At 31.8% G+C, this 24,890-nt stretch carries 24 protein-coding genes; 6 read left to right on the top strand and 18 right to left on the bottom strand.

Going from position 1 to position 24,890, the window contains the following annotated elements:
• Positions 1-18: 18 nt before the first annotated feature.
• The 9 genes from RM697_RS09010 to RM697_RS08970 form a co-directional block, all read right to left on the bottom strand.
• On the bottom strand, positions 19-1,731 hold the full coding sequence (locus RM697_RS09010) for a hypothetical protein (RefSeq protein WP_311427551.1): 1,713 nt from the start codon (positions 1,729-1,731) through the stop codon (positions 19-21).
• A gap of 34 nt (positions 1,732-1,765) precedes the next feature.
• Positions 1,766-2,335 carry a hypothetical protein gene (locus RM697_RS09005; protein WP_311427550.1) on the bottom strand — a complete coding sequence of 190 codons (570 nt, stop codon included), beginning with the start codon at positions 2,333-2,335 and terminating at the stop codon, positions 1,766-1,768.
• A 122-nt stretch (positions 2,336-2,457) separates the two neighbouring features.
• Positions 2,458-3,582 carry a hypothetical protein gene (locus tag RM697_RS09000; protein ID WP_311427549.1) on the bottom strand — a complete coding sequence of 375 codons (1,125 nt, stop codon included), beginning with the start codon at positions 3,580-3,582 and terminating at the stop codon, positions 2,458-2,460.
• Between the two features lie 51 nt (positions 3,583-3,633).
• Positions 3,634-4,869, bottom strand: coding sequence for a DUF6638 family protein (locus RM697_RS08995; protein ID WP_311427548.1), 1,236 nt, complete (start codon positions 4,867-4,869; stop codon positions 3,634-3,636).
• 3 nt (positions 4,870-4,872) lie between these two features.
• Complete coding sequence (locus RM697_RS08990) at positions 4,873-5,490, bottom strand: hypothetical protein (protein ID WP_311427547.1); 618 nt, start codon at positions 5,488-5,490, stop codon at positions 4,873-4,875.
• A gap of 10 nt (positions 5,491-5,500) precedes the next feature.
• Positions 5,501-7,462 carry an AAA family ATPase gene (locus RM697_RS08985; protein WP_311427546.1) on the bottom strand — a complete coding sequence of 654 codons (1,962 nt, stop codon included), beginning with the start codon at positions 7,460-7,462 and terminating at the stop codon, positions 5,501-5,503.
• Between the two features lie 59 nt (positions 7,463-7,521).
• Positions 7,522-7,971, bottom strand: a complete 450-nt coding sequence (locus RM697_RS08980; protein WP_311427545.1) for a hypothetical protein — start codon at positions 7,969-7,971, stop codon at positions 7,522-7,524.
• Positions 7,972-7,980: 9 nt separating this feature from the next.
• On the bottom strand, positions 7,981-9,024 hold the full coding sequence (locus RM697_RS08975) for a hypothetical protein (RefSeq protein ID WP_311427544.1): 1,044 nt from the start codon (positions 9,022-9,024) through the stop codon (positions 7,981-7,983).
• A gap of 84 nt (positions 9,025-9,108) precedes the next feature.
• Positions 9,109-10,455 (bottom strand): coiled-coil domain-containing protein, encoded by a 1,347-nt coding sequence (locus RM697_RS08970; RefSeq protein WP_311427543.1) that lies wholly within the window; start codon positions 10,453-10,455, stop codon positions 9,109-9,111.
• Between the two features lie 349 nt (positions 10,456-10,804).
• On the opposite strand from RM697_RS08970, the gene RM697_RS08965 reads away from it, so the two are divergent.
• The 5 genes from RM697_RS08965 (at position 10,805) to RM697_RS08945 (ending at position 14,346) form a co-directional block, all read left to right on the top strand.
• Positions 10,805-11,023: a hypothetical protein gene (locus tag RM697_RS08965; protein WP_311427542.1), complete on the top strand. Its 219-nt coding sequence runs from the start codon at positions 10,805-10,807 to the stop codon at positions 11,021-11,023.
• 196 nt (positions 11,024-11,219) lie between these two features.
• Positions 11,220-12,419, top strand: a complete 1,200-nt coding sequence (locus tag RM697_RS08960; RefSeq protein WP_311427541.1) for an alanine dehydrogenase — start codon at positions 11,220-11,222, stop codon at positions 12,417-12,419.
• 7 nt (positions 12,420-12,426) lie between these two features.
• Positions 12,427-12,795 (top strand): hypothetical protein, encoded by a 369-nt coding sequence (locus RM697_RS08955; RefSeq protein WP_311427540.1) that lies wholly within the window; start codon positions 12,427-12,429, stop codon positions 12,793-12,795.
• 25 nt (positions 12,796-12,820) lie between these two features.
• The gene (gene panB, locus RM697_RS08950; RefSeq protein ID WP_311427539.1) at positions 12,821-13,639 is read left to right on the top strand and encodes a 3-methyl-2-oxobutanoate hydroxymethyltransferase; all 819 of its coding nucleotides are present in this window, start codon (positions 12,821-12,823) and stop codon (positions 13,637-13,639) included.
• Positions 13,639-14,346, top strand: coding sequence for an RluA family pseudouridine synthase (locus RM697_RS08945; RefSeq protein ID WP_311427538.1), 708 nt, complete (start codon positions 13,639-13,641; stop codon positions 14,344-14,346). The genes panB and RM697_RS08945 overlap by 1 nt, the downstream gene beginning before the upstream one ends.
• Here RM697_RS08945 and RM697_RS08940 read toward each other — a convergent pair.
• The 8 genes from RM697_RS08940 to RM697_RS08905 all read right to left on the bottom strand — a co-directional run bounded on the left by RM697_RS08940 (position 14,338) and on the right by RM697_RS08905 (position 21,071).
• Positions 14,338-15,144: a sensor histidine kinase gene (locus RM697_RS08940; protein ID WP_311427537.1), complete on the bottom strand. Its 807-nt coding sequence runs from the start codon at positions 15,142-15,144 to the stop codon at positions 14,338-14,340. The genes RM697_RS08945 and RM697_RS08940 overlap by 9 nt on opposite strands.
• Positions 15,120-15,824 carry a hypothetical protein gene (locus tag RM697_RS08935; protein WP_311427536.1) on the bottom strand — a complete coding sequence of 235 codons (705 nt, stop codon included), beginning with the start codon at positions 15,822-15,824 and terminating at the stop codon, positions 15,120-15,122. The genes RM697_RS08940 and RM697_RS08935 overlap by 25 nt, the downstream gene beginning before the upstream one ends.
• A gap of 2 nt (positions 15,825-15,826) precedes the next feature.
• Positions 15,827-16,339: a hypothetical protein gene (locus RM697_RS08930; protein WP_311427535.1), complete on the bottom strand. Its 513-nt coding sequence runs from the start codon at positions 16,337-16,339 to the stop codon at positions 15,827-15,829.
• Between the two features lie 102 nt (positions 16,340-16,441).
• On the bottom strand, positions 16,442-17,293 hold the full coding sequence (locus tag RM697_RS08925; protein ID WP_311427534.1) for a 5-oxoprolinase subunit C family protein: 852 nt from the start codon (positions 17,291-17,293) through the stop codon (positions 16,442-16,444).
• Positions 17,286-18,017: a 5-oxoprolinase subunit PxpB gene (pxpB, locus tag RM697_RS08920; RefSeq protein ID WP_311427533.1), complete on the bottom strand. Its 732-nt coding sequence runs from the start codon at positions 18,015-18,017 to the stop codon at positions 17,286-17,288. The genes RM697_RS08925 and pxpB overlap by 8 nt, the downstream gene beginning before the upstream one ends.
• A 6-nt stretch (positions 18,018-18,023) precedes the next feature.
• Positions 18,024-18,758, bottom strand: coding sequence for a 5-oxoprolinase subunit PxpA (pxpA, locus tag RM697_RS08915; RefSeq protein WP_311427532.1), 735 nt, complete (start codon positions 18,756-18,758; stop codon positions 18,024-18,026).
• Positions 18,755-19,981 carry an Nramp family divalent metal transporter gene (locus RM697_RS08910; RefSeq protein WP_311427531.1) on the bottom strand — a complete coding sequence of 409 codons (1,227 nt, stop codon included), beginning with the start codon at positions 19,979-19,981 and terminating at the stop codon, positions 18,755-18,757. The genes pxpA and RM697_RS08910 overlap by 4 nt, the downstream gene beginning before the upstream one ends.
• The gene (locus RM697_RS08905) at positions 19,974-21,071 is read right to left on the bottom strand and encodes a DUF2891 domain-containing protein (RefSeq protein ID WP_311427530.1); all 1,098 of its coding nucleotides are present in this window, start codon (positions 21,069-21,071) and stop codon (positions 19,974-19,976) included. The genes RM697_RS08910 and RM697_RS08905 overlap by 8 nt, the downstream gene beginning before the upstream one ends.
• A 123-nt stretch (positions 21,072-21,194) precedes the next feature.
• Between RM697_RS08905 and RM697_RS08900 the strand changes: the two genes are divergently transcribed.
• Positions 21,195-23,333, top strand: a complete 2,139-nt coding sequence (locus RM697_RS08900) for a tetratricopeptide repeat protein (protein WP_311427529.1) — start codon at positions 21,195-21,197, stop codon at positions 23,331-23,333.
• A gap of 5 nt (positions 23,334-23,338) precedes the next feature.
• On the opposite strand, the gene RM697_RS08895 is transcribed toward RM697_RS08900, so the two are convergent.
• Positions 23,339-24,877 (bottom strand): YifB family Mg chelatase-like AAA ATPase, encoded by a 1,539-nt coding sequence (locus RM697_RS08895; RefSeq protein WP_311427528.1) that lies wholly within the window; start codon positions 24,875-24,877, stop codon positions 23,339-23,341.
• Positions 24,878-24,890: the final 13 nt, after the last annotated feature.

Raw genomic sequence — 24,890 nt, 5'->3', positions numbered from 1 at the left:
ATTTTAAAGAGTAAAAAATTAGTTTTCAAGCGCTTTGAGTGAATCTATCTGTCGTTGTAGTCGATAAATTACCTTCTGTTTATTATCTTTATCTATAATAGCTTTTAAAGAATCCATAACTCTATAAGCCTCGCTCACTCCAGATTTTGGTAAATCGTTTACAGGTTTAATCTCATTTATATAGTACTCACCTATACCTTCACTAGCACGCCAAGCTTCGTTTAATTGATTATAAATAGTCTTATCCCATTGACTTGGGTGTTTTACATCTATCCAAACCACATCTCTGTATTCGCTATCAATAAGTGCTAAGTCTGGTGTGGCAGAACCATCAAACTGACCTTGTTTATTTTTAGCAGAAACAGTCCCTAAAAAGAACAATCGTTTTCTACCTGCTATATCTTTTATATAAGGTCTAAACTCTACTGGTTTATTGGCATCCCAATCAAACTCTTTTCGAGATTCTATCATCTTTAATGGCATTGCAGTGACACCAGCATAACCTTGCTTTCTAGATGCATGATCGTAATAATACACTTTATCTGTTCCGTCCGCAGGTATAAAAACACTGAAGGTTAAACTTGTGCGCTCCTCACCTACTGGTTCTAAACCAAACCAATGATAAAGTCCACTAAACGTATCTATAGTTGTACCTTCAAAATCAAAGTCTGTAACAAAAGGTTGTTGATTACCATCGTTTGGCATATCTGGTATTTTTACAGCAGTTTCCATATTCCAAGGTAAAGGATCACTAAATCCACCTAGAAACTTTAAAGATTCTGCTTGTAAACGTGATACTTTTTCACTCAAAGTATTCTGTCGTTGAAGAAATGGGTAATTTTTCATTTCTTCAGGACTCACATAAGTACCTTTACCAATGGCAATACGCTCAAAATAGTCTTTAACATCGTGTTCTCCATTTTCAATGATCATAACACCACCAAAAGTTGGATACGGAAAAAAGAACCCTTTATAACGCGTTAAACTTACTACCTGTACCCATTGACCAGTATCATTTTTTAAATAGAATACATCGCCTGGTTCATAATTAATCAACATCCAAGGATTAAATCGCTGTACAACAGCATTGTAGGTATTTCTACTAAACTTTAACGACTCTCCTATAGAAAATGTTACAGGTATTCTATTTTCATTAGAAAACCTTGGAAATGGTGAGGTGCTTGATACTGAAAACACTTCTTCTGTATTATCACTAATACGTTGCCAAACGTAATTTTCTGAAGGCTGTATTGCCATAGTCCATTTATTCTCATCATCTACTCTAACGAGGTGAGGTATAGATACGTCTTTAGTTTCGCCAACACTTTCGTTGGCCATAGAGTGTATGTTTTTTAATGGTTGAATACGTTCGTTTTGTGTTAGTGGTAACTCGCTAATTTCTACCTTATTAAGATCTTTAAAGACATTGTATGTTCTCATATAGTCATACATTTTAAAATGCCAGCCAACGATATATAATATTCCAAAAAACAACACTAAAAGTGCCAAAATACCTAATCGTTTACCTGAAGATGCTGAATTCCTAAAACGCTTTAATCCAAAGATTAATACGATAACACTTAAAAGAATGGGGAAAATAAATTTCCTGATGAATAATAATGCAGGTTGATAATCGTCTCTAAGAAAAAATAACAAGGCTATTAGTACAATGACTAATAGTATTGTTATTACTTTTTGTTTTCGACCTTTTTGCCAATATGATTTTATCATTTTAATATTTTATTATTATTAATGGAGCTATAATTTACAGGAGACCTTTATCTTTTAATCGCTCTCTAGCGGTTTTTCCATCGTCTTCTTTTGCTTCTGGTTTATCTTCAACTACTTCATCTTCTATAGTTTCAGATTCTCCTTTAACATCGTCTACCAAATCACTAGCTTTTTCCTTGACATCTTCAACAATTTCTTTTCCTTTTTCAACAACATCCTTCACGATGCCTCCTAAATCTCCTGTTTTATCTTCAATAACTTCACCAGATTTTATCACAAAAGAAGCTATATAACTACCAATAAGTGTTCCGACAATCATAGAGGCAAAAGCAGATGTACCATTATAGCTGCCAAATATTTTAAAAGGTGTGAAAAATTGAACTACTACAGCCAATATGATAAAAAAAGCTGTGATGTAAACGATTCTGAGTAAGAGTTTTTGCTGATAAATAAACCCAGTTTTATCACCTGGTTTCATCTGTAACTCTTTTGAGTTTACAATTTTATTTAAAAAACGGTATACTCCATTACCATTGGATTCTCTCCAATATAAAAGAATACCAAATAAAATTGCTCCAACAAAAATGATAATTTCTAAGCCCATAATATAAGTATTACTGTTATAATGTTAGTCTAAATAAACTCGTATTTGTTACGTTATCTTCAAATATAAAAAAACTCTATCCTAATAAGAATAGAGTTTTAAGTTTATTACAATATTATCTTTTAATAATCTGAAATATTAAATACTTGGTATTCCATAATTCTGTCTACATCAGAAAATCCTTCATCATAATTTTCTGTATGAAATGAGGAATAAAACACAGCGCCTTCACCATGCAAAAATGTAAACATTAAGTCTTTGTTTTCCGTTACATCTCCATCATCTGTTCCATAAGTTACTTCACCATTAAACCATGGCAGTACTGTGTTTTCATCACTTGAATCTACGACTTGCCAAGCAGGTAAAAACTCATCAATTAGTACTGTACCATCAATAGAAATACCATAATTTTCCTCTAACCACTCTGTTAATACATTATCTAAAATAGTAGCTTCGGTTTGAAGAGATACACCAGATTTATAAGGTTCTAAAAATGTTATGTAATCTTCACCGTTATTAGTAACATCAAATAAATACTCATAAGCATAATCAGTAGCATATAAGATTCCTCCATTAGCCACATAATTAGTTAAATTACTACTTTGCTCTAAATGGTTAGTAGATAAGCCACAGTTTAAGAAGAGAATATCGTATTGTGCCATTAACTCTGGATTAGACATTAATTCTTCAAAACTAAAATCTACATTAGGCTCAAGAATACCGTCTCTTCTAGAATTTTCTACAGATACATTATGATTATGTCCATGAGGACTAGCTCCCAATCGATCTAAAGTTGAGAAACCATCTATTATATCAAAAAGTGGCTCTCCTGTTTCATCATCCACCAGACCAATATCAAATAATACTGATTCTATATTATCAAAACTACCTGTGACAACTCCTATATTAGGTAAATTGTCTAGTATGAAATTGATTAACTCTTCAATAGCATCACCATCAAAGGTTCTTTGTGTAGAAAATAATCCTTTTTCAATAGTGATGGTATGTTCTCCTTCAGTAATTCCGGTAATTGTAAATGTACCATCTATTTCTGTTAAGGTCTCAGATACCATGACATTACCTTTTGATAAGGCAACTCTGGCATTTGGAATAGGGTCTACTCCATTTGGAGCAAAAAGACGACTTGTTAAGGATTCGCCTTCATTAATTAGTTCTTCAGATTGGTTAGAATCTGAACATGTCCATAAGATTGCACATAGTGCAAAACAGGTGATTAATTTTTTCATGAGTTCAATTTTTTCTTAAAGTTAAGAAATTTTGTTTAACCCAAGCTAAATCTAAATATTACTCTTTATCGTTTCAATAACCCAGTCTCTAAAGGAATCATCCCAATTTTCGTATTGTTCATAGAACTCTTGCTTATCGTACCAATACATAAACAAAACGTCTTTAGCTGAAACGTTAACTAAGAGTTTCCAAATAAGATCTTGGTGTTTAGCTTCTAATGATGAGTGTGGTTGATGCAAAGCATGATACATTGATGTGTCTACCAAATCTGCAACTTTAAACGCATTACTACGCTCCATACGTTCTAAATAAATTTCTACACCATTAACACGTTTAAGAGCATTGACATCTATTTTATTAATATATCGTCTATACAATACTTTATCGGAGAGTATTGCAGCAATAGGATGCTCTGGCTTTTGGAGCTCGTTATAGAACATAAAACTTTTAATTCGCTGGTATTGCTTAGTTTTTACTACTTTTTCTAGATCTACATCTATAATTAAATGATCTTTTAACTTAGTCATTAACTCAGTCTGAGAAATATGGTAAATAAGCACATCGTGCATAGTGTCTTTAATAGCTTCCTTGTGTGCGTCTTCATCTTCAAAGACAACAATTGGTGTAATAAAATCTCTAAGAATATAAACACCACCAAAGGCTCTTGTGTAAAAAGAATCCGTTTTAAATTGAAGTGGTTTTAATACTAAATCTCTATGTCTTAAATCGCCATAAGTTTTAGCAGAATCTAGTAACTGATTATGAATAGTTTCATCGATGAAATTATTACCAGATCTAAAGGTGTCTATAAGCTCTAACTGTTGTTGCTGCTTTTTTTCTAAGTCATTAATTAATCTGAAATTAATAGAAATAGCATCATATTTAAGCAAATCTAAAGGTGCATAAAACATGTCTATATCTTGATCGAAATCTAAACATATAGCGCTATCTCTAGTGATATCATTTATCTTAGTTTCATAGGTTTTGAACACATACTTCATCATTTCTCTATCAAAAGTATGGTATGGAATATAAACAGGTTTTCCTTTTTGAAGTGGTGATATGATTATGCCATGCGGATTAGCATCACCATGATTTAGATAGTTGATGTTTTTCTTTTCTTCTGCAACCTCAGGACTCCAACCAATACCATCAATAGAAAACGTTTTTAGTTTAGTTTTCTTAAAGCCTAAGGTATCTAAACATGCGTTATAACGCTCCACGAGTTTTCCACTCACAGGAATTAGCTCACTTCTGTATAAATTTGCTGCTTTTAGTTTGTTCATTATCTATTCAGCTAATTTCTGAATTTTCATCACATTACCTTCAATTGGAGAAATGGAAACCGTCTTATCACCCTTTTGAATATAAAAAATATTAAGGCTATTTTTTCCAATAAGTTTCACATCTTTTGTTTCTCCATTAATATATTCCACTTTAATGTTATGTTCAATAGTATCGTTGGCAATGCTATCTTTTATTTTTCCACCATGACCAATTCCAAATCCAATAAAGTATCCAAAAATAAATAATGCCATCATTGTAAACAATGCATAATTACTTTTAGCCATACTCTCCAAAGTATTAATACTTTTTAATTTTTTACCCTCCTGATATTTTGGATTTTTCCGTCTCCATTTTACGACTAATGGAACAATAACTTTGGTGTATAAAATTGCTAAAACAATAATAAATATAAAGGCTAATAACGATTTCATATTAGATGTTATAACACTAACGGGACTAATTAAAACATCTAAAACTGAAGCATACTCTAAATAATTTACATCAATAAGATTAAAGTAAATAGCATTATGTATTATACCTAAAATAAGTATGTATATGTAGCCAATCGATAAAATCTCTTGTATAGAAGGTGAATTAGTATTTTTGGTTTTCTCTTCCATTGCTTGGTATTTAATCTCTACTTTTAAATTGTTCCCTAGCTTCAGTCTCAATATTTAACTGATTTATTCTAGCATCTACTTTACGTTTAAAGTCAGTGTCAGCAATAGTTGCTACATTATCCAAATATCTAATAACTTCTTGTTTTCTTATGTCTGCAAAATCTAAACCTTTCATATTTGCTCGCATCAACTCTTGGAGCATTCCAAATTTGGTGTCGTAATCTTTTTTGAAATACACCTCAGGATTTTCAAACCAATCTTGTTCTAAATCAAAATCTGTTAATCTCAAGGAAACGGCTTTTTGGATGTTTCTTACATCTCTAGATGAAAAGAATGGAAATACGTTTTGAATCTCTGTATATAAATGCGCATAGAACATATGCTCGTTGCCTTTATAGGTCTTAGACACTTTATCAAAGGTTTCTAAAACGCGTTCTTCTGTTGGCTTATTAAATTTATCTAAAATTTCGCCTAAACTTTTTACTGTTTTCTGATCGTCTAAATAGTTGTAATCTTTGGGATCACTCATATTTACAAAATCTGGCATCGTTTCATCAAGTTTTCGCCACCATAAATGATCCTGATCTACAAAATCGTGTTCATTACGTGCTCCATCAATTTTAAAGCGTCCTTGCACTCTAGAAATCACAGCTTTATCTAACATTTCTGGGAGGTTTGTAAACAAACCAACTGAGCTATTTCCGTAGTTAACCGCATAAGCACCTTCAGTGTATCTTAAAAATACTCCTATGACTTCTTTAACACCAGCAGAAACACCTTGTGCAGTACGCTCTTGTAAATTATTTTCTGCATCATCAATAGGCGCAAAAATGAGTCGTGTTGGGTCCTGTAAAGGTTTCATCCATTCTACCATTTTTTCAGCAGAGCCACCTTGAAATGTACTTACAATAGTATCTGGCATTGGGTGAAATAAAAATGGTATTTCTAAGTTCTCACTATGTTCTTTTAATCGTGTTGCTATAGCTGCAATCAACATACTTTTACCAGTTCCTGGAATACCATAACCCATAAAAACTGGCATAAATCCACCTAGTTCTTGAAATGGATTCATTTTAGCTTCAAAATCGTAACTTAATAATCGTTCTGTTAAACGTCTAGCAAAGTGCTTTGCATCCTTATTACCTACAATTTGTTCAAACTGAATTTTATTAAACTCCACACTAACTGCAGATCCTGAAAACACATTATTCCAGCCATCAACAGCAAAATCGGAGTTTTCAAGTTTATAGGCTCTATCTGTAATGGTATCAGTATATTCTAAAGAATTTTTTCGCAATTGAATTTCGTCTAAAAGCCCTTCAAAATAAACCACTGTAAAATCGATAACATCCTTGTCTTTTGTAATAATTTGCGGATGATCTAAGTATTTATCATAATAAAACAAGGCACAAGAAATTCCTTTTAAAGGTGATAAAAATGACACTTCAGGAATACCTGCAAACTTTTGCTTCATGACACTTAAATCGTCTGAGGCATGAGGTTTTAAATCATGTAAAACTTTATATGCTATTGCAAACAACATAAAAGCTGTAGCTGTAAGCATTTTACTTTCATATTCTTGCTTGCCTGAACTATCTAGAGCTGACTTATTTTCATTTAGTGTAGATAAACCAGAAGAATCATAATAACTATCCTTAATCCAAATGCCTAAAGTCAAAGCTTCCTGAACATAAAATAAGGTTTCATTTAAATAAGGCGGTAAGGCGACTGATTCTGGTAGTAAACGTTTTTTTAATCCTAAAACCGTTTTAGATACCGAAACCACATCTGATGCACCATTACCTTTAGCTCTTGATAGGTATAAAAGAATAGACTCATCTTTAACATCTTTGTCTCTATTTTTAGCGCGTTGGCCTTGCTCCCATTGCACGCTTTTAAGATAAGAGGTAGCTTCGTCTCTGAGCATGTCGAGCTCATTTTGTTTTATTGGAAATGTTGAGTTATGTTGCATGTCTTAGTATTCAATTAACAGTATTCAGTTAGCAGTATAGTTTAGTTTTGTAATAAAAATTAGTTCATTCGGTAATGATATAATTTAGCCTTTTCTTCTAATTCATCGTCTATGTTACCATCATACTGAAAACTTTGAATACGCCAAGTATCGTTTGGTCTATAAAACTGAAAAGTAAACCTAATAGGCTGCCTATTGTATTTAACAAGATAACTCATAAGCTTGTAAGAATTGTTTATATTCTTTTCTAGAATTAATTCGTATCCATAGTATTCACCTACAAAATCCTTATTAAGTCCTTCCATTTGACTTTTTAATTGGATAATTGCATCTGATGAGCGACTTATCCATTTATTTTGTTCATATAAATTATCTAAAGCAATTGCGATACTCTTCTCTTCGAATTCTTTAAAAAATTTTTCCACAATTTCCTTAGGCTCTTGTTGAGCAAATAAAGACGCATTAAACATCAGAATAACTATTGTAAATATTAGATTTATATTTTTCATAATAGAAATTTATTTCATTTTAAAATCAGCAACCTGAAATGGAGGTTTGGCTAATTTGTTCATTATTTCTGGTGCTTTATTATAAAGCATTTGTATAATTCTATGTGGTGCAAAAACATATTTTTGTTGAAATGGTGTACTCCAATTCTGTAACGTTTTTTTTGTAAAAAAGCCACCTTCTTTAAATTCACTTCCTGAGAATACTTCGTCTATAGTCATAGAAAACGCAAACGATTCTAAAGGCACTTCTTTTTTTGCAATGCTATCTAATATATTGTGCGTAATTGTATTTTCATCTTTGGCAAATACATTATGAAGTGGACCTACATCTATTCTTTTTATATGCTTTGGCAATACATCCTCAATTTTTCTGTCTATTGCATACGCCATAGCATCCATTTGCATATCTCTATCTGCTGACTGCTTTAATGCTTCGTAAATTTTGAGTCTGTCTTTATTAGGATCTTTACCATCGTAATCAAAATACATAAAGCAGAAAAATGGTCTGTTGTGTGCCACATCATAAAAACTCCAGCTGATCATATGTTCTCCTTGTGAATCTTCTGGAGCTTCAACTATCTTACCTTGTACAAAACGATTAAATATAAATTGTTGTTCTACTGAAGTATAATAGACTATAGATGCTGCTTGAAAAAGTTTACGTCTAGAAATTGGTACTTTCCTTCGCATTAGTGTATCCAAAAACTCATTTTGCAGCGCTTCTACATCTGTTAATTTGTTTTTATACTCTTCTCGCAATGCTAAATCATTAAACAAATACCTAAACTCTAAATAATTAGGAAAGCCAGATTCAGTGAGATCAATTTTCATATTATCTTCTTCGTCATACATGTATTTTACACGCATAGCTTCTATAGAATACAATAATAAATCGCAATATTGTTTAAAAAATACTAACTCAATCTCATTACAAAGTTGTTGTTTTTGTGTACTTACAATTAACTCCTTAAGTGCAAAGTCTACCATTTTATGATAGAATACATATTGCTCTTTAGAGTCTAATTGTGCTGAGTCTAATGGCGTTACAATCATATAATTATATGATAATGTCTAAATATTAGCGTTAAAAACCTGACGAGGTTATCGCCAGGTTATATGTTCAATATTGTAAATATATTATCCTAGTAAGTCATCATCTGAAGCCTCTGGTTCAGAATTTCCTTCAGGTTCTGCTCCTCCATCACCACTTGGTGCTGTAGCATCTGCTTTATAATATTCTTCAAATATCTCTTTCATGTCAATACCATAACGGTCTGCAAAATTCTTCTGAATTTCAACATCCTTATTCCTAATTTCTTGTAATGCTTCAGCATACGTACTGTAAACACCTTGCATTACTTTTTCGTGCACTGGAATATTATCCATCATTTCTTGACGTGCTTTAGCGCTGGCAGTATGCATTGCTGCTAAAGTTTCTCCGATATGCTCATCTGTTTTAACACCTAAATGCTCAAGTATTGCAGCGAATTCTTGATCTGTACGTGCTTTTAAAGCTACAACATAACCATCATAGTACTTAAGACGCTCATCTGTATCACTCTTTAATTTAGCACGATGTGTTTGTAAATTACTTCTTAGTGAGGTTAATACCTTTATAGTAAGATTATGCTTATGAACAAAACTATCTTTACTTGCAGCTAAAGTTGTATAAGCATTCTTTAAACCTTCTAACTCTTCTACAGCCTGTTCTAATTTTGTAACCTTTGATAATGCTTCTGAATACTCAGTGGATTGCTTATCAGCAACATCTTCAAGGGCTTGCCTAGCTTGTTTTAAAAGCGCATATTGCTCTTCTAATTTAGCTTCTACTTCATCTTTCTTTTCTAGAGCTTTTGTATGGTTTTTACTGGCTTCTACAATGGCATCTTGTAAACGATCTTCGACCTCTTTAATTTCTAGTTCACGATCTTTAAGACGTTTAATTGCTGCTTGACTTTTATATGATAATTCATTTAAAAGTGTTTGCACATCTGCCGTTTCAATACGTTGCTGAAACATTGCTTTAGCTTTATTATCTGCTGAAGCTCTTTGCTTTTCAGCATCTTTCAACTCTTGTTCAGCACTTCTAATTTTACCCTTTCTTCCCCAAAGGTTATTCCACCAAGTATCTGGTTTATTTTTTGCATCTTCAAGTTCAACCTTTGCACGCTCTAAACGTTTTATGGCATCATCAATAATTTTTTGTTCACTAGCATTTAATGCAGAAAACCCTTCAAACATTATCCCAACTTCATCTTGATAATCTGTTAGGTCTTTAATAGCATCTAATAAAGTAGTTCTATCTTTCTCAGCCATATGAACAACATCATCTAACGTAGCGTTTAGGATTTTCTGACGCATTTCTGGATCATCCTCCTGTGCTAATTTAGACTTCATTTGATCAATGGCTTTTCCCCAATTGACGTCTACTTTTTCTTGTTTTTCTTGTGAGTTCGTTTCTAGTAAATCAAAATCATCTGACATATATGATACAGTTAATAGTTATACAAATTATTAGGATAAGCAATTTCGGTAAAAAAAACCATTCCTTAAAATGATTTCTCAAATTATTAGTAGTGTTTTTGTTGAATTTGTTACAAGGTCTATTTTTACTTCAAAATCGAATAAAATGAAGTAGCTTTCTTACAAATTTGTGTGAATCTGATAAATTTTGTTTTTTTTAACAAAGTCTGACAATCAGTTAATTACTGAATTTATTGATATCTCAACGCATTGGTTGAGAATAGCCTTAATAAAATACGTAACAATAACTAAGTAACATAGTTACCAATTCAAATTAAATTGTATATTAGCCTCATAATCCAAATCTATTATGACAAAGCTTTTACCTAACATAAGCCTACTTGTTACGACTAAACAACTCACTATAATTCTTATTGTTACAGCTTCTGTATTTGCTGTTTTTATTGCTGCTGCAGTGATAAAAATGTACAAATTAAAAGCTGAAAACAGAAAGTTATTAGACTCTAACCCTTTTGAGGTTGATAGTGATAGTTCAGACTTCCAAGAAGGTCATCTTTACGAAAACTAAATACTAGAATATTTTTACTTCATCATTGAGCTAGTTTGCTACTCAAGTACTTTGTTGTGCACATACTATTCTAACCATTGTTATTAAAATCATTATTATTTTAATACTCTTTTAATTAATTAAACACACTATTCTAATACTTTGTGTTTAACAACTGAAATTTTATTTGTAATTTGAATTTTCAATTACAACTAAAATGGGCAAATCCTTATCACCATTCACCAAAGAGCAACTTCTACCACAAGAAGAAACCCTTGAAATTTTAAAGAAAAAAGGAGAGTTATTTATAGGTATTCCTAAAGAAACTCATTTTCAAGAAAAACGAGTTTGTTTAACACCAGATGCAGTTTCGGCTTTAGTTGCCAATGGTCATCGTGTTATGATAGAGTCTGGCGCAGGAAAAGGTGCTAACTTTAAAGATAAAAATTATAGTGAAGCTGGTGCAGAAGTTACAAAGGATACTGCAAAAGTATTTTCTTGTCCAATTATATTGAAAGTTGAACCACCATCGTTAGATGAGGTTAAACTTATAAATCCACAGACTATTCTGATCTCTGCGTTACAATTAAAAACACAGGATAAATCTTATTTTGAAGCCTTAGCATCAAAACGAATAACAGCTTTAGCTTTTGAATTTATTAGAGATGAAGATGGTGCGTATCCTGCAGTAAGGTCTTTAAGTGAAATTGCTGGCACTTCTGCCATACTAATTGCTTCAGAACTTTTGTCTAATGTTAATGGAGGTAATGGCCTAATGTTAGGTAATATAACTGGTGTGCCTCCTACTGAGGTTGTTATTATGGGAGCAGGAACTGTTGGAGAGTTTGCAGCGCGTTCTGCAATTGGTTTAGGTGCTAATGTTAAAGTTTTTGACAACTCTTTAACCAAGTTAAGATGCCTTCAAACTAACTTAGGAAAAACCATTTTTACATCTACGATGCAGCCAAAAAATTTAGTTAAAGCACTAAAACGATGTGATGTTGCTATTGGAGCAGTTAGAGGCAATAACAGAGCACCAATTATTGTTACTGAAGCTATGGTAGATGATATGAAAAGTGGTGCTGTAATTATTGATGTTAGTATTGATATGGGAGGATGTTTTGAAACTAGTGAAGTTACTACTCATGATAATCCAACATTTGAGCACAATGGTGTTATTCATTATTGCGTTCCTAATATTCCTGCTCGATATTCTCGAACTGCCTCTGTATCAATAAGTAATATCTTCACACCTTACCTACTAAAAATTGCAGAAGATGGTGGTATAGAAAATGCCTTACGATTTGATAAAGGTTTAAAAAACGGATTGTATTTTTACCACGGAATCTTAACAAGCAAATCTGTTGGTGAATGGTTCGATTTAAAACACAGTGATGTAAATCTTCTAATTTTTTAGACCTTAAATGAAATTTATACAAAAACTTGGCTACTACTTGGGTGGAGTTTCTATAGGAATCGTAATACTAATGTTTTTTTTAGGTGGAAAAAAAGCATCTTGTGATTATGGACCTAATGCCAGAACTGTAAAACACTTAGCAGGATTGAAAAAAGAATATTCTCAAGATGCTAAAAAAGTTATGTCCATTAAGGAATTAGATAGCACAATTGTTAAAAATATTATTCGATATGGAAATGTAGATTTCTCAGAAAGTGAAACCAGAACTGAACCCTGTAAATCTTACGTCATTGATAATACCTACAAAGAACAACCTGTTAAAATAACACTAAAAAAGTGTGATTCTTTGGTAACCATATTAACTATTAAATTATAACAAATACAACTTAAAACGTATTACAATGTCAGTAGCAAAAAAAGAATATAAGCGAATTACTACCAAATCATTAGTTGAAATGAAAAGCAATGGTGAAAAAATATCTATGCTTACTGCTTACGATTACACTATGGCTAAAATCGTTGATGGTTCTGGAATTGATGTTATTTTAGTTGGTGATTCTGCAAGTAACGTCATGGCTGGTCATGAAACTACATTACCTATTACTTTAGATCAAATGATTTACCATGCTTCTTCTGTAATTAGAGCTGTAGAACGAGCTTTAGTAGTTGTTGATTTGCCATTCGGATCATATCAAAGCGATCCAAAAGAAGCCTTACGCTCTGCCATTAGAATTATGAAAGAAAGTGGTGGTCATGCTGTTAAATTAGAAGGTGGTAAAGAAATCAAAGAATCTATTAAGCGTATTTTAAATGCAGGAATACCTGTTATGGGTCATTTAGGATTAACACCACAATCTATATATAAGTTTGGAACTTATACGGTTAGAGCAAAAGAAGAACAAGAAGCTTTACAACTTATAGAAGATGCTAAAATGTTAGAACGCATTGGATGTTTTGGAATCGTATTAGAAAAGATTCCTGCAAAGCTTGCTAAACAAGTAGCGCAAAGCGTAAGTATTCCTATCATTGGAATTGGAGCTGGAAATAGTGTTGATGGTCAGGTTTTAGTTTTACATGATATGATTGGTATGACTCATGAATTTAATCCAAGATTTCTTCGTCGTTATATGAATCTCTATGAAGAGATGACTGCTGCAATCTCAAAATATGTTGCTGACGTAAAAGCAGTTGATTTTCCTAATGACAAAGAGCAATATTAGTGTCTCAGAATACTAAAATCGTATCCAATAAAAAGAACCTTCAAGTCGTATACGAAGACAATCATATCATCGTAATAAACAAACGTGCTGGAGATATAGTTCAAGGTGATAGAACTGGAGATAAACCTTTAAGTGAAGTTGTTAAATCTTATATTAAGGATAAATATAATAAACCTAGAAATGTTTATTTGGGTGTTGTTCATCGTTTAGACAGACCAACCTCTGGTATTGTTTTATTTGCCAAAACTAGTAAAGCTTTACCAAGATTAAATAAACTCTTTGCAGAACAAAAAACTACTAAAACCTATTGGGCTATAGTTAAAAACAAACCTTCAAAAACTAAAGATCAATTAATTAATTGGCTAAAGAAAAATCCTAAAAACAATAAATCTTCTGTTTACTCTAAAGAAATTGAAGGGAGTAAAAAAGCAATTCTAAATTATGAGCTAATTAAGTCGTTAGATAATTACCATTTGCTAGAAATTAACCTAGAAACTGGACGCCATCACCAAATAAGAACACAATTATCACACATTGGTTCACCAATAAAAGGTGACCTAAAATATGGTTTTGATCGCAGTAATAAAGATGCAAGCATTCATTTACATGCCAGAAAACTTGAGTTTACTCATCCTGTAAAAAAAGAGCCTATTTCTATAGTAGCTCCATTACCAAATGATCCTACATGGAAAGCGTGTTTAGATTGATTTGAAAGGGTAATTTAAACTTAAAGAAGTACCTTCATTTAATTTTGATCTTATGTCTATCTCAGCTCCTATAAGTTCTGCTCTACTTTTCATATTAATCAGTCCTGATCCTATTTCTATAGACTCAAAATTGAAACCTTTTCCATTATCCAAAACTTCAATATTCAAACTATCTTTATTATAATTAAGACTAATTGAAATGGTTTCGGCTTCACTATATTTTATAGTATTAGAAAAAAACTCTTGAAGTATTCTGTAAATAAAAATTTCATCGTTCTGATTATTAATAGATTGTTGATTTCCAGATGACGTAAACTTAGCCTTGATTGAATTTAACCTGTTAATTCTATTCACTTCGTTTTTTAGAGAATCTACGAGCCCTAACTTTAATGAAACATCACTATTTAAAGTTTTTGAAAGCCCTCTTACTTCTTCAATACTTTCTTTTATAACAGATTGAATACTCTCAATATTTGGTTTAATTTCTTCATTAACAGTTGCGCCTAAAGCATTTAATTGCATATTAGAATAGGCTAACATTTGCCCAACATTATCATGTAATTCTCGTCCAACATTTTTAAGTGTTTGCTCCTGAATTTCTAATTGTGTTTTAGTGAGCTCTTCTTCAAAGGCACGTTGTTGCTCAAACTTACTCAAAAGAATCTTGTTTTTTCTTTTTTGAAAAACAACAAAAAAGGCTATAACCATAACAGTGATTATCATCATTGCAGAAATCATATACACAAGCATATAACGTTCTGCCTCGCTTGAAACTATTTGTTCTGTGGTTTGCAACATAGTAAAGCTATTGAGAAAGAGAGATACATAAACATATTTGCAATTAAATAAATTTGCCACTTTAAGAATACAAAATTCCAATCGGCTTTATCAAAATAGATTTCATAAAACACTAAAGAAGTCGTGGATAAATACCAAATAAATAAAATTGATGATATATAAAAATTAATGTCTTTAAAAAAAATCAGTATTTTATCACTCAACAAGAAGTCTAAAAACAATAAAAATGCTGAAAATACTACAACTATTGAACCAGTTACTCCAATAAAACTTGAATCTGGATAAAAAATGGCAGTCCAATCTTTAAACAAATATATTATAGTTACAACTATGAATACATAACGAATATATTTAATAACGTTCTTGTAGTAAGCTATTGAATTAACTTGCTGTAAATACCAAGATAAAAATATTGTGGCACCTAAAGACCATAATAACTCAAACCACCAATAATTCTCTTCAATTAGTGTGTTTTCAATTATATGATATAAATCCCATTTTATAAAATATTTAGGATAACTTCCAATAAGTTCAATTAAAGCTACTGCACATAAAAACCAAATAAAGTATTTTACATAACTACCTCTGAACTTTTTATACATAGAAAGTCCAACAATAGCAGATGTTAATTCAACACCATGAGTTAGTAAACCATAATTAGCTCTTAGAAATTCTTCCAATTTTATTGTGGGTAATTAGCTCCAGGTGGTACTCCTCCACTTCCTTTATTTAAACCATCACCTCCAGGGATATCCCCTACACCTTGCCTTGTGCTAAAAGGCAACAAATTACCTTCGGCTGTTGTTCTATAACCTGTTGGTATAAAAAACATAGTTGTAAGACCAACCTCTTTAGGAGTACTAGCATGAGCTCCAGCATAAATCCTTAAACCATCTAAGGTGTAACCTAGGCTAGTCGCTTGACTGTCTGCATACTTAATATAGTTATTAATGTCTTCTAAAGCATACCAAGACGATCTATTGTCTCCATTTGTCTTTTTAACAATAGAGTCACTTATTAATTGATGTCGAGTATTAAAAGCTTGATCTAAAGTTTTAGCTTCTTTTGGTGTGATAAGACCTTTTGGTTTAACTAAGGATTCTAAACTTTCAGTATTATCTGTTTTACAGCAATAAAAATACATAGCGAGTGCTCCTATTACTAAGCCTAGTAATAATGTTCCGAAATTTTTCATAAGAATTTAAGTTAGTTGAATTAATTAATGTTTACCTCTAAAGTATTGAATATAAAACTTAGAAAAAAAAGAATTTAACAAAAAGACCATATTTTTCTTACATCATTGCGCTTTTAGTCTAAATTTTATGCTATTCCCTGCACTTCTTTGTGAAAGTTTATTTATACTTTCTTCAGAAAGTTGTAAAACTCTAGGATAACCACCTGTTACTTGGCAATCTCTCATTAGAATAATTAACTGACCTGAAGGTGTTAATTGCACAGTTCCTGGTATTACAACTGAGGTTAATATTGAATTTAGTGAATTCTCAATGCTTTCATTTAGGCTGTAAGCCATTCTATTACTTGAGTTTGATATTTTAAACTCCTTTTCTAGCAATTTTTTAATTGTAGAAATATTAAGCAAATCGAACTCAGGACCTTTAAAAACATTTATGACTTTACTCTCATAATCTATATTAGGAACTTTGAGCTTTGCTAAGTTAGGTTCTAATAACACATCACAGTCAGCAATTGGTAAATAATCTCCTCGCTTAATTGTTGATTCTTTCGTGATTTTAGAATACATACTCCTACTACCTAAAACCGCTTTAGTTTTAAATCCACCTTTAACTGCAATATAACTTCTCAGACCATAAACTCGTTTACCAAAAGATAATATATCATTACCCTTAATATTTATAACAGAATCATTTAAAACTGAATTATCATTGATCATTGGCAACATATTTGCTCCAGTAATCACAATGTTGGTATTTGACGTAAATTCTAATTTTGGACCATTACCTGTTAATTCTAAAACTGCACAATTTGCATCATTAGCTAATAATAAATTTGCCATACGTGCTGAGTGTTGGTCCATAACACCTGAACAAGGAACTCCAAGGTGTTGAAATCCAAATCTTCCAAGATCTTGAATTGTTGAATATAATCCAGACTGTAAAACTTTAACCATTATATAAATGGTTTTTAATTTTATAACTACCAGATGCTATTTGCTTAGTAATAAGCTCGTGTTCATTATGATCTATAGCTACAAATTTTATTTTATCTCCAGCAGATACAAAACAAGGACTGTCCTTTGTTACATCAAAAAAAAGAATAGGTGTATTACCAATAATATTCCATCCACCTGGACTTGAAGTTGGGTAAACTCCAGTTTGCATTCCACCTATAGCAACAGAACCTTTAGCTATATATTGTCTTGGTGATGCTTTTCTAGGAAAATAAAGATCGCTATTAAGTCCTCCCAAATACATAAATCCAGGAAGAAAACCTATAAAATAAACAGTATATAAACTAGACGTATGCTTTGAAACCATATCATTAATAGACATTTGTTTTTCTCTAGAAAGTAGTTCTAAATCAACTCCAAATGAAACATCATAGCACACAGGAATTTCCCATAATTTATATTGAAAATTACTTAAATTTAAAGATGAAGAATATAATGACTCCATGCTTTTAATTTCTTCTTTAAAATTAAATTCACATTCTTTATAAACAATTAATAATGAATTGTATGCATTATTAATGTAAAGTATTTTTTTAAATAAATTATCTCGAAGTATTTGATTAAAATTTAGTATATCTGATAGTATATTCTCATCAATTAAAGAAGGCCATTGAATTAGAATAGAATTCTCGTTATAGGGTTTATATTGAAGTTGATATTTCAAATGATATTATTGTATTCTAATGTTAGCATTTAATGCTCTAGAATGAATATATTTTAAAATTTCTAGAGCATTATTAGTATCTCCATGAATACAGTACGTTTCAGCATTAATTACTTGTTCTAATCCTAATATTGTTTTTACTTTATTCGCTTTAACCATTCTAAGCAAATGATTAAACGAGTCTTCTTTATTTGTAATAACTGCATTAATATTAGACCGTTCTACCAATGACAAATCATCATTATATGTTCTATCTATAAATGCTTCATAAGTTACAGAAATGTTCTCCTTTAAGGCTAATTTGGAAATCTCTGAATTGTAAGGTGCATATAGCTTTATTGGCATGGCAATACTCTTAATAACTTCAATAATCACAAGAGCAATTTTTTCATCTTTAGCTGCTAAATTATAAAGTGCACCATGAGGTTTTATATGATGAAGATTCAAATTTTCATCGTTTAGAATCTTAATTAAATTTCTAGTTTGTTGTTTTAAACTTGTGTATAAATTTGCACAAGATATATCCATAATAACCCTTCCAAAATTAGCTTTGTCAGGAAATGAAGGATGTGCACCAATTTTTACATGATGACGTTTTGCTAACTCTACAGTCTCTCGCATAGACTCTTCATTCCCTGCGTGTCCACCACAAGCAATATTACATGATGAAATTAATGGTATTAGCAAAGCATCGTCACCTACACCTTCACCAACATCAGCATTAATATCTATAATTTTCATATTAAGCTCAACACCTTTAAAATTCCTTTTAATCCTACAAAAACAGTCATAATTACAATAATAAAGCTAATACTATTATTAAATAGTGTGTTCTTATGTTTTCCTAATATTGACGATTTATTCATAATCCATAGTAACAGAATAGCAACTATTGGCAATAATAGTCCATTGGCTATCTGTGCAAATTTTATAATCAAAATTGGTTTTATACTTGTGCTAGAGAATATGACACCCAATAATAAAACGACGATCCAAATTAGTCTAAAACGTTTCGTATTTAAATTTGTAGACCATCCTAAACATCCTGTAGCTACATAAGCTGCAGCTAGAGGTGCAGTAACAGCACTTGTAATTCCTGCAGAAAACAATCCAATAGATAATAAGTACTTTGCGTTATCGCCAAATAAAGGTTCTAAGGCTAAGGCTAAATCAGATGCTGAATTAAGTTCGTTAACATTAATCGTAGCTGCACATATAATAATAGACATAGATACAAAGCCTCCTAAAACAATAGCAATAATAGTATCGCGTCGAGCTAATTTAAGATCTTTTGCATTTTTCCATTTCTCTTTTACCAATGCAGAATGCAAGAAAATATTATATGGTACAACTGTTGTGCCTATTAACGCAATAATGGTTAACAAGCTACCTTTTGGTGCTTTAAAACTAAAGATACCTTTAGCTATAGATGTCAAATCTGGTTTAGTTATGATGGCAGTAGATACAAAAGCAATACTCATTAAAATAACTAAGCTAATCAGTACTTTTTCGAGCATTTTATAATTTCCAAAATACAAAAGTAAAAAGGCCAAAAAACCTATGAATACTGAAAAATAATTTAATGACACTGAACCTAACTCAAAAATATGATTACCAAAAATAGATTCTAAGCCTAAAACAGCACCTGTAATATTACCAGCTTCATAAGCAGCATTACCAATAACAATAGCAGATATAATTAGGAGTATTGTTATTCGCTTAAAAAACGTATTTTTTATTTCAGATTTAATGACTTCTGAAAGTCCTCTTTGAGATACAATACCTAATCGTGCAGACATTTCTTGCAATACAACAGTAGCTACCACAGAAATTAACATAGCCCAAATTAAGGCATATCCAAAATCGGCTCCTGCCAATGTGCAAACTGTTACTGTTCCTGGACCAATAAAAGCCGCTGCAATTAAAGGACCTGGACCTATGGATTGCATCCACTTTTTAATCATGGTTAACGGAGTTTAACGCATATATAGCAAAACTTCCAAGCCAATGACCACCTTCATAATTATCATCTACAATACTTGGTAACGAGTAGTTAATATGAAGATTTGCAATATCTCTAAGATGCTCATATTCTGGTAAATTTTTGGTTATAATATTAAGACTCCATGCTCTAGAAAAATTAACTCCATCTAAATGCACTAATTTACCATCTTTACGATCAGACACTTTACCAGTATCTAAATTAAAGTCTGGATTAATCGCATTTGGCAGGAAATCTTTAAACCACTTTTTAAATTCAGATGTAGACAATACTCGTTTCATTATTGCTGCTTCTTCCATACAAGGCGATAAAAAATCAAAACCACTTGGCTCGTAATTTAAAGGACAATTACGATCATTACTATAAAATTCTTTGGCTCGTTTTTCTATTAAACTCTGTAGCTCTTTATGTCCAACAGCTATAGCATAATCATGAGCAAAGGTAAGCCCAAAAGCTGTGTTAGGATGCTCTCCTACTCTAATTGGGTAATTTAATTTTGGTAAAAATTCTATGTATTTACCAACAATTAAATCTGTTAATGGCTGAAGGTTGGTTTCTAATTCTCTTGCAGTGTCGTCATTCCAAGTATGCAATTCTTCAGCGAGTTTTAACAACCAAGCCCAACCATAAGTACGCTCAAAAGTACTATTATGTTTATCATCAAAATATGCAATTTCTAGCTCAATATTCTCTTTAGAAATATTGGTTAAAAGTCTAGTTCTTATATTTTCAGAATCATCAAGTTTTGGAAACTGCTTCAATAAACTTACTAAACTCCAATGACCATGAACGGCAGAATGCCAATCAAAACATCCATAAAAGGCAGGATGCAAAGCCTTGGGCGATTTTAAGTATGAAGAATCTCCTAGGGTTTGCCCTAAACGGTTAGGATATTCGGTATCCATACAGTGCAAAGGTAATTTAGCTAAACGATTAGCTTCAGTTAAATCTAATTTTGGAACTTCGGCTAATGTTCTTGTTACTATATGTTTTTCCTTATTACAAGAAATAATTGTAAGTAGTAAAAAGCAGATAACAGATAATTTCTTCATGGTTTTGTAAAAGTTAGTGTCATAAAAATACAATTAATATCACTTTAACATATAACTTTAATAGCATAACTATAACAAATCACAAATTGTCATTATATTCGTAATGAATTCAGCTTAATTAAAATGAATAAGAAAAAGTGGTTTAATACTTTTAAGTTTTTAGCAGCTTATCTGGTCGCTGCTTGGACTTTTTTACAGTTTGTAGACTGGACACTAAACAGATATAGTATTTCACCATATTGGGTAGATGTTCTTTTATGGATATTCATTGGTATTATACCTTCCTTACTAATTTATTTTTTCCACAGAGAACGCATAAATAATCGTATCTTAAAATTAAGGGAGAAGATAATTTTTCCACTCAATATTTTCATCGTTGCAGTTGGATTATACTTTGGTTTTGGAAGTACTGATTTAGGTGCCACCACAAAAGAAATTAATTACACTGATGATCAAGGAAGTGCTCAAAAAGCCATCATTACAAAAGAAGAATTTAGAATAGGCATTCCTATCTATGGCTTTAAAAACGATACCAAAATAGACTCCTTAGATTGGATGCGTTATGGTATTGGTCAGTTATTAGTTGAAGATTTAAAGCAAAATAAAAGTATAAGTCCAGACTTTGCATTCTATACAGATACATCCACAAAAATTGAAGAATCATCACTCTTTAACGATTTCTATATTGATGGCACTTATAAGAAGGAAGATGATATCTATACTATAAAAGCGTATAAACGAAAAGCAACTAACGGAAAAATACTTAAAGAGAAAGTTGTCTCAGGAGATAACTTCTTAGCACTTATAGACGAACTTACTGTATTTATTATTGAGAACTCAGGTTTTGTAGAAACTAAGACCTTGCGTTATTTAGATTACCCTATCAATGAATTTATGAGTAACTCCCTTAATGCTGTTAGTGAGTATATTGAAGGAAATTATTCCAAAGCAATAGAATTAGACAACCAATTTGCCTTAGCTTATCTAGAATTTGCAAAGAGAAGGTTGCGTTTTAGTCAAGGCAAACTAGAAGTCCAAGATTTAACTGATAAAGCTTTTGAATATAGACAACGTCTTCCATTACAAAAACAGTTAGAAGTCAATATTCAACGTAACCTTGCTTATGAGAATTTTGAGGATGCCGAAGAACAAGTACAATTGCAATTAGAGGTTGATCCTCACAACGCATTTTACAACGATGTATTATTTAGTATCTATGGAGAAACACGAGAAACTGAGAAGTTTTTTGGCTCTTCTGAGCGTTTATTTGATATAGATCCAAAGCCAGAGACTGGAACCAATTTAGCTGTAGCAGCCATGGTAAGTGGTCATGATGATATGCTTATAAATGAGATTAAAAAGTATGAACTTATTAGCCCTAATTTAAAAATATTTAGAATACAGCCTTTGTTATTTAAAGGTGAAATTGAAGAAGTAAAAGAACTTCTTGAGGATGTAAAAACACTCTATCCTAGCTACAATAACAAGCGACATGTTTATGACTCTGCTGTAGCTTATATAAAAGAAAATGGTTATGATATTTCTAAATTTAAGCATTTTGAAGGTCGTTATCGATCTGGTTTTAACGAACAAGTTTTTACCTTTTGGATCGATAATAACCGATTAATTAAGCATGTAAAAAATCAAGCTATGGATGCACTGCTTCCAGCAGGTCCTAATACAGTAGTAAATGGTTTTTTAAATAATGTAACTTATAAATATAATCTTGCATTAAACGATAATGGAAAAGTCATTGGTATAAAAAGTACTGTATTTAATTATAAAGAATCATCATCTTTTTGGTACTGGAAAGAAGATGAAACTATACAAAAAGCTCATGAGGCCTTTGATAAAAAAGACTTTGCTAGTGCCGAAGAACTCTACAAGACTGCTATTGAAGAAAACCCTAAACATGATTATTTAAAAAATTATTTAAAGCATATTCAATATCTAAAAGAAAGAGATATTGATTCCTTAGTACAACAGCATCAAAAATATGTTGGTACCTATGGTCCAAGAGAATTTTGGATTGAAAACAACGCCTTTTTTTACAAGCGTAAAAGTGAAACAACAGAGTTACCAAAATACGAGTTACTTCCAATAGATGATAATCGTTATATGGATATATCTAGAGCCGGAACCATTATGGCTTTTGAAATTAATGATAAAGGACAATTAGCCTCCGCATCTTACTCATTCAATACAGAAACCTTTAAATGGGAGCTTACTGCTGTCGGCGAGAATTATTTTTTGAAAGATTAATAATATTAACCCAACCAACCTTCTCTATCCAAACTTCTATATTGTATTGCCTCACTAATATGATTGCCTGTAATATCATTGGAATGTTCTAAATCAGCGATCGTACGTGCTACTTTAAGAATACGATCATAGGCTCTTGCTGATAAGTTGAGTCGTTCCATAGCTGATTTAAGTAGTTCTAAGGATGAAGGTTCTAACTTACAATACGCTCTAATTTGTTTAGTGTTCATCTGTGCATTGTAATGTACATTCTCTAAATCTGAAAACCGTTCAGTTTGTAGTTCCCTTGCTTTGGTAACACGTTTCCTAATATCTACTGAAGATTCACCTTTGCGCTCATCAGATAGTTTTTCAAAAGGTACAGGAGTTACTTCTATATGTATGTCTATACGATCTAATAATGGTCCTGAAATTTTACTTAAATAACGTTGCATTTCAGCTGGACTAGATGTTACAGGAGCATCAGGGTCATTAAAATAACCACCTGGACTCGGATTCATACTAGCTACTAGCATAAACGAACTTGGATAGGTTACTGTAAACTTAGCTCTAGAAATGGTGACTTCCCTATCCTCTAATGGTTGACGCATCACTTCTAAAACACTACGTTTAAACTCTGGTAGTTCATCTAAAAATAAAACGCCGTTATGAGATAAAGAGATTTCTCCTGGCTGAGGATAGGCTCCTCCTCCAACTAAAGCCACATCACTAATGGTATGGTGTGGACTGCGAAATGGTCGTTGCGCCATAAGTCCTGCATGTTCTTTAATTCTCCCAACTACAGAATGAATTTTTGTAGTCTCTAAGGCTTCATGCAAGGTCATTGGTGGCAAAATACTAGGCAATCGTTTTGCTAACATCGTTTTACCAGATCCTGGAGGACCAATTAAAATAATGTTATGTCCACCAGCTGCTGCAATTTCCATACAGCGTTTAATACTTTCCTGTCCTTTTACATCCGAAAAATCAAACTCAGGAAAATCTAAGCTTTTATAAAATTCTTTCCGAGTATCTATAATGGTTTGTTCTAAAGCATCACCTTTATCAAAATAATTAATGACTTGCTTAATATTATCAACACCATAAACTTTTAAATCACTAACTATAGCAGCTTCTTTAGCATTCTGACTTGGCAGAATAAAACCTTTAAAGCCCTCTTCTCTGGCTTTGATAGCTATTGGTAAAGCACCTTTAATGGGTTGCAAGCTTCCATCAAGAGATAACTCTCCCATGATAAGATAATCTTCTAAGTTTTCAGCTTGTATTTGTTTAGATGCTGTAAGAATACCAATTGCAAGAGTAAGATCATAAGCACTACCTTCTTTACGTAAATCAGCTGGAGCCATATTTATCGTAATCTTTTTGCCAGGAATTTTATAGCCATTATTCTGTAGCGCAGCAGCAATACGATAGTTGCTTTCTTTGATAGCGTTATCTGGAAGACCAACTAAATGATAACCAATACCAGAATCGACATTAACTTCTACAGTAATTGTAGAGGCTTCAACGCCGAAAACAGCACTTGCATAAACCTTTTTAAGCATAAGTTGTTGATTT

This window comes from Microcosmobacter mediterraneus (assembly GCF_031846265.1).
GTDB classification, from domain to species: Bacteria; Bacteroidota; Bacteroidia; order Flavobacteriales; family Flavobacteriaceae; genus Microcosmobacter; species Microcosmobacter mediterraneus.
Note: the sequence above shows the minus strand (reverse complement) of the source record. Positions and strands in the feature narration are given on the sequence as shown.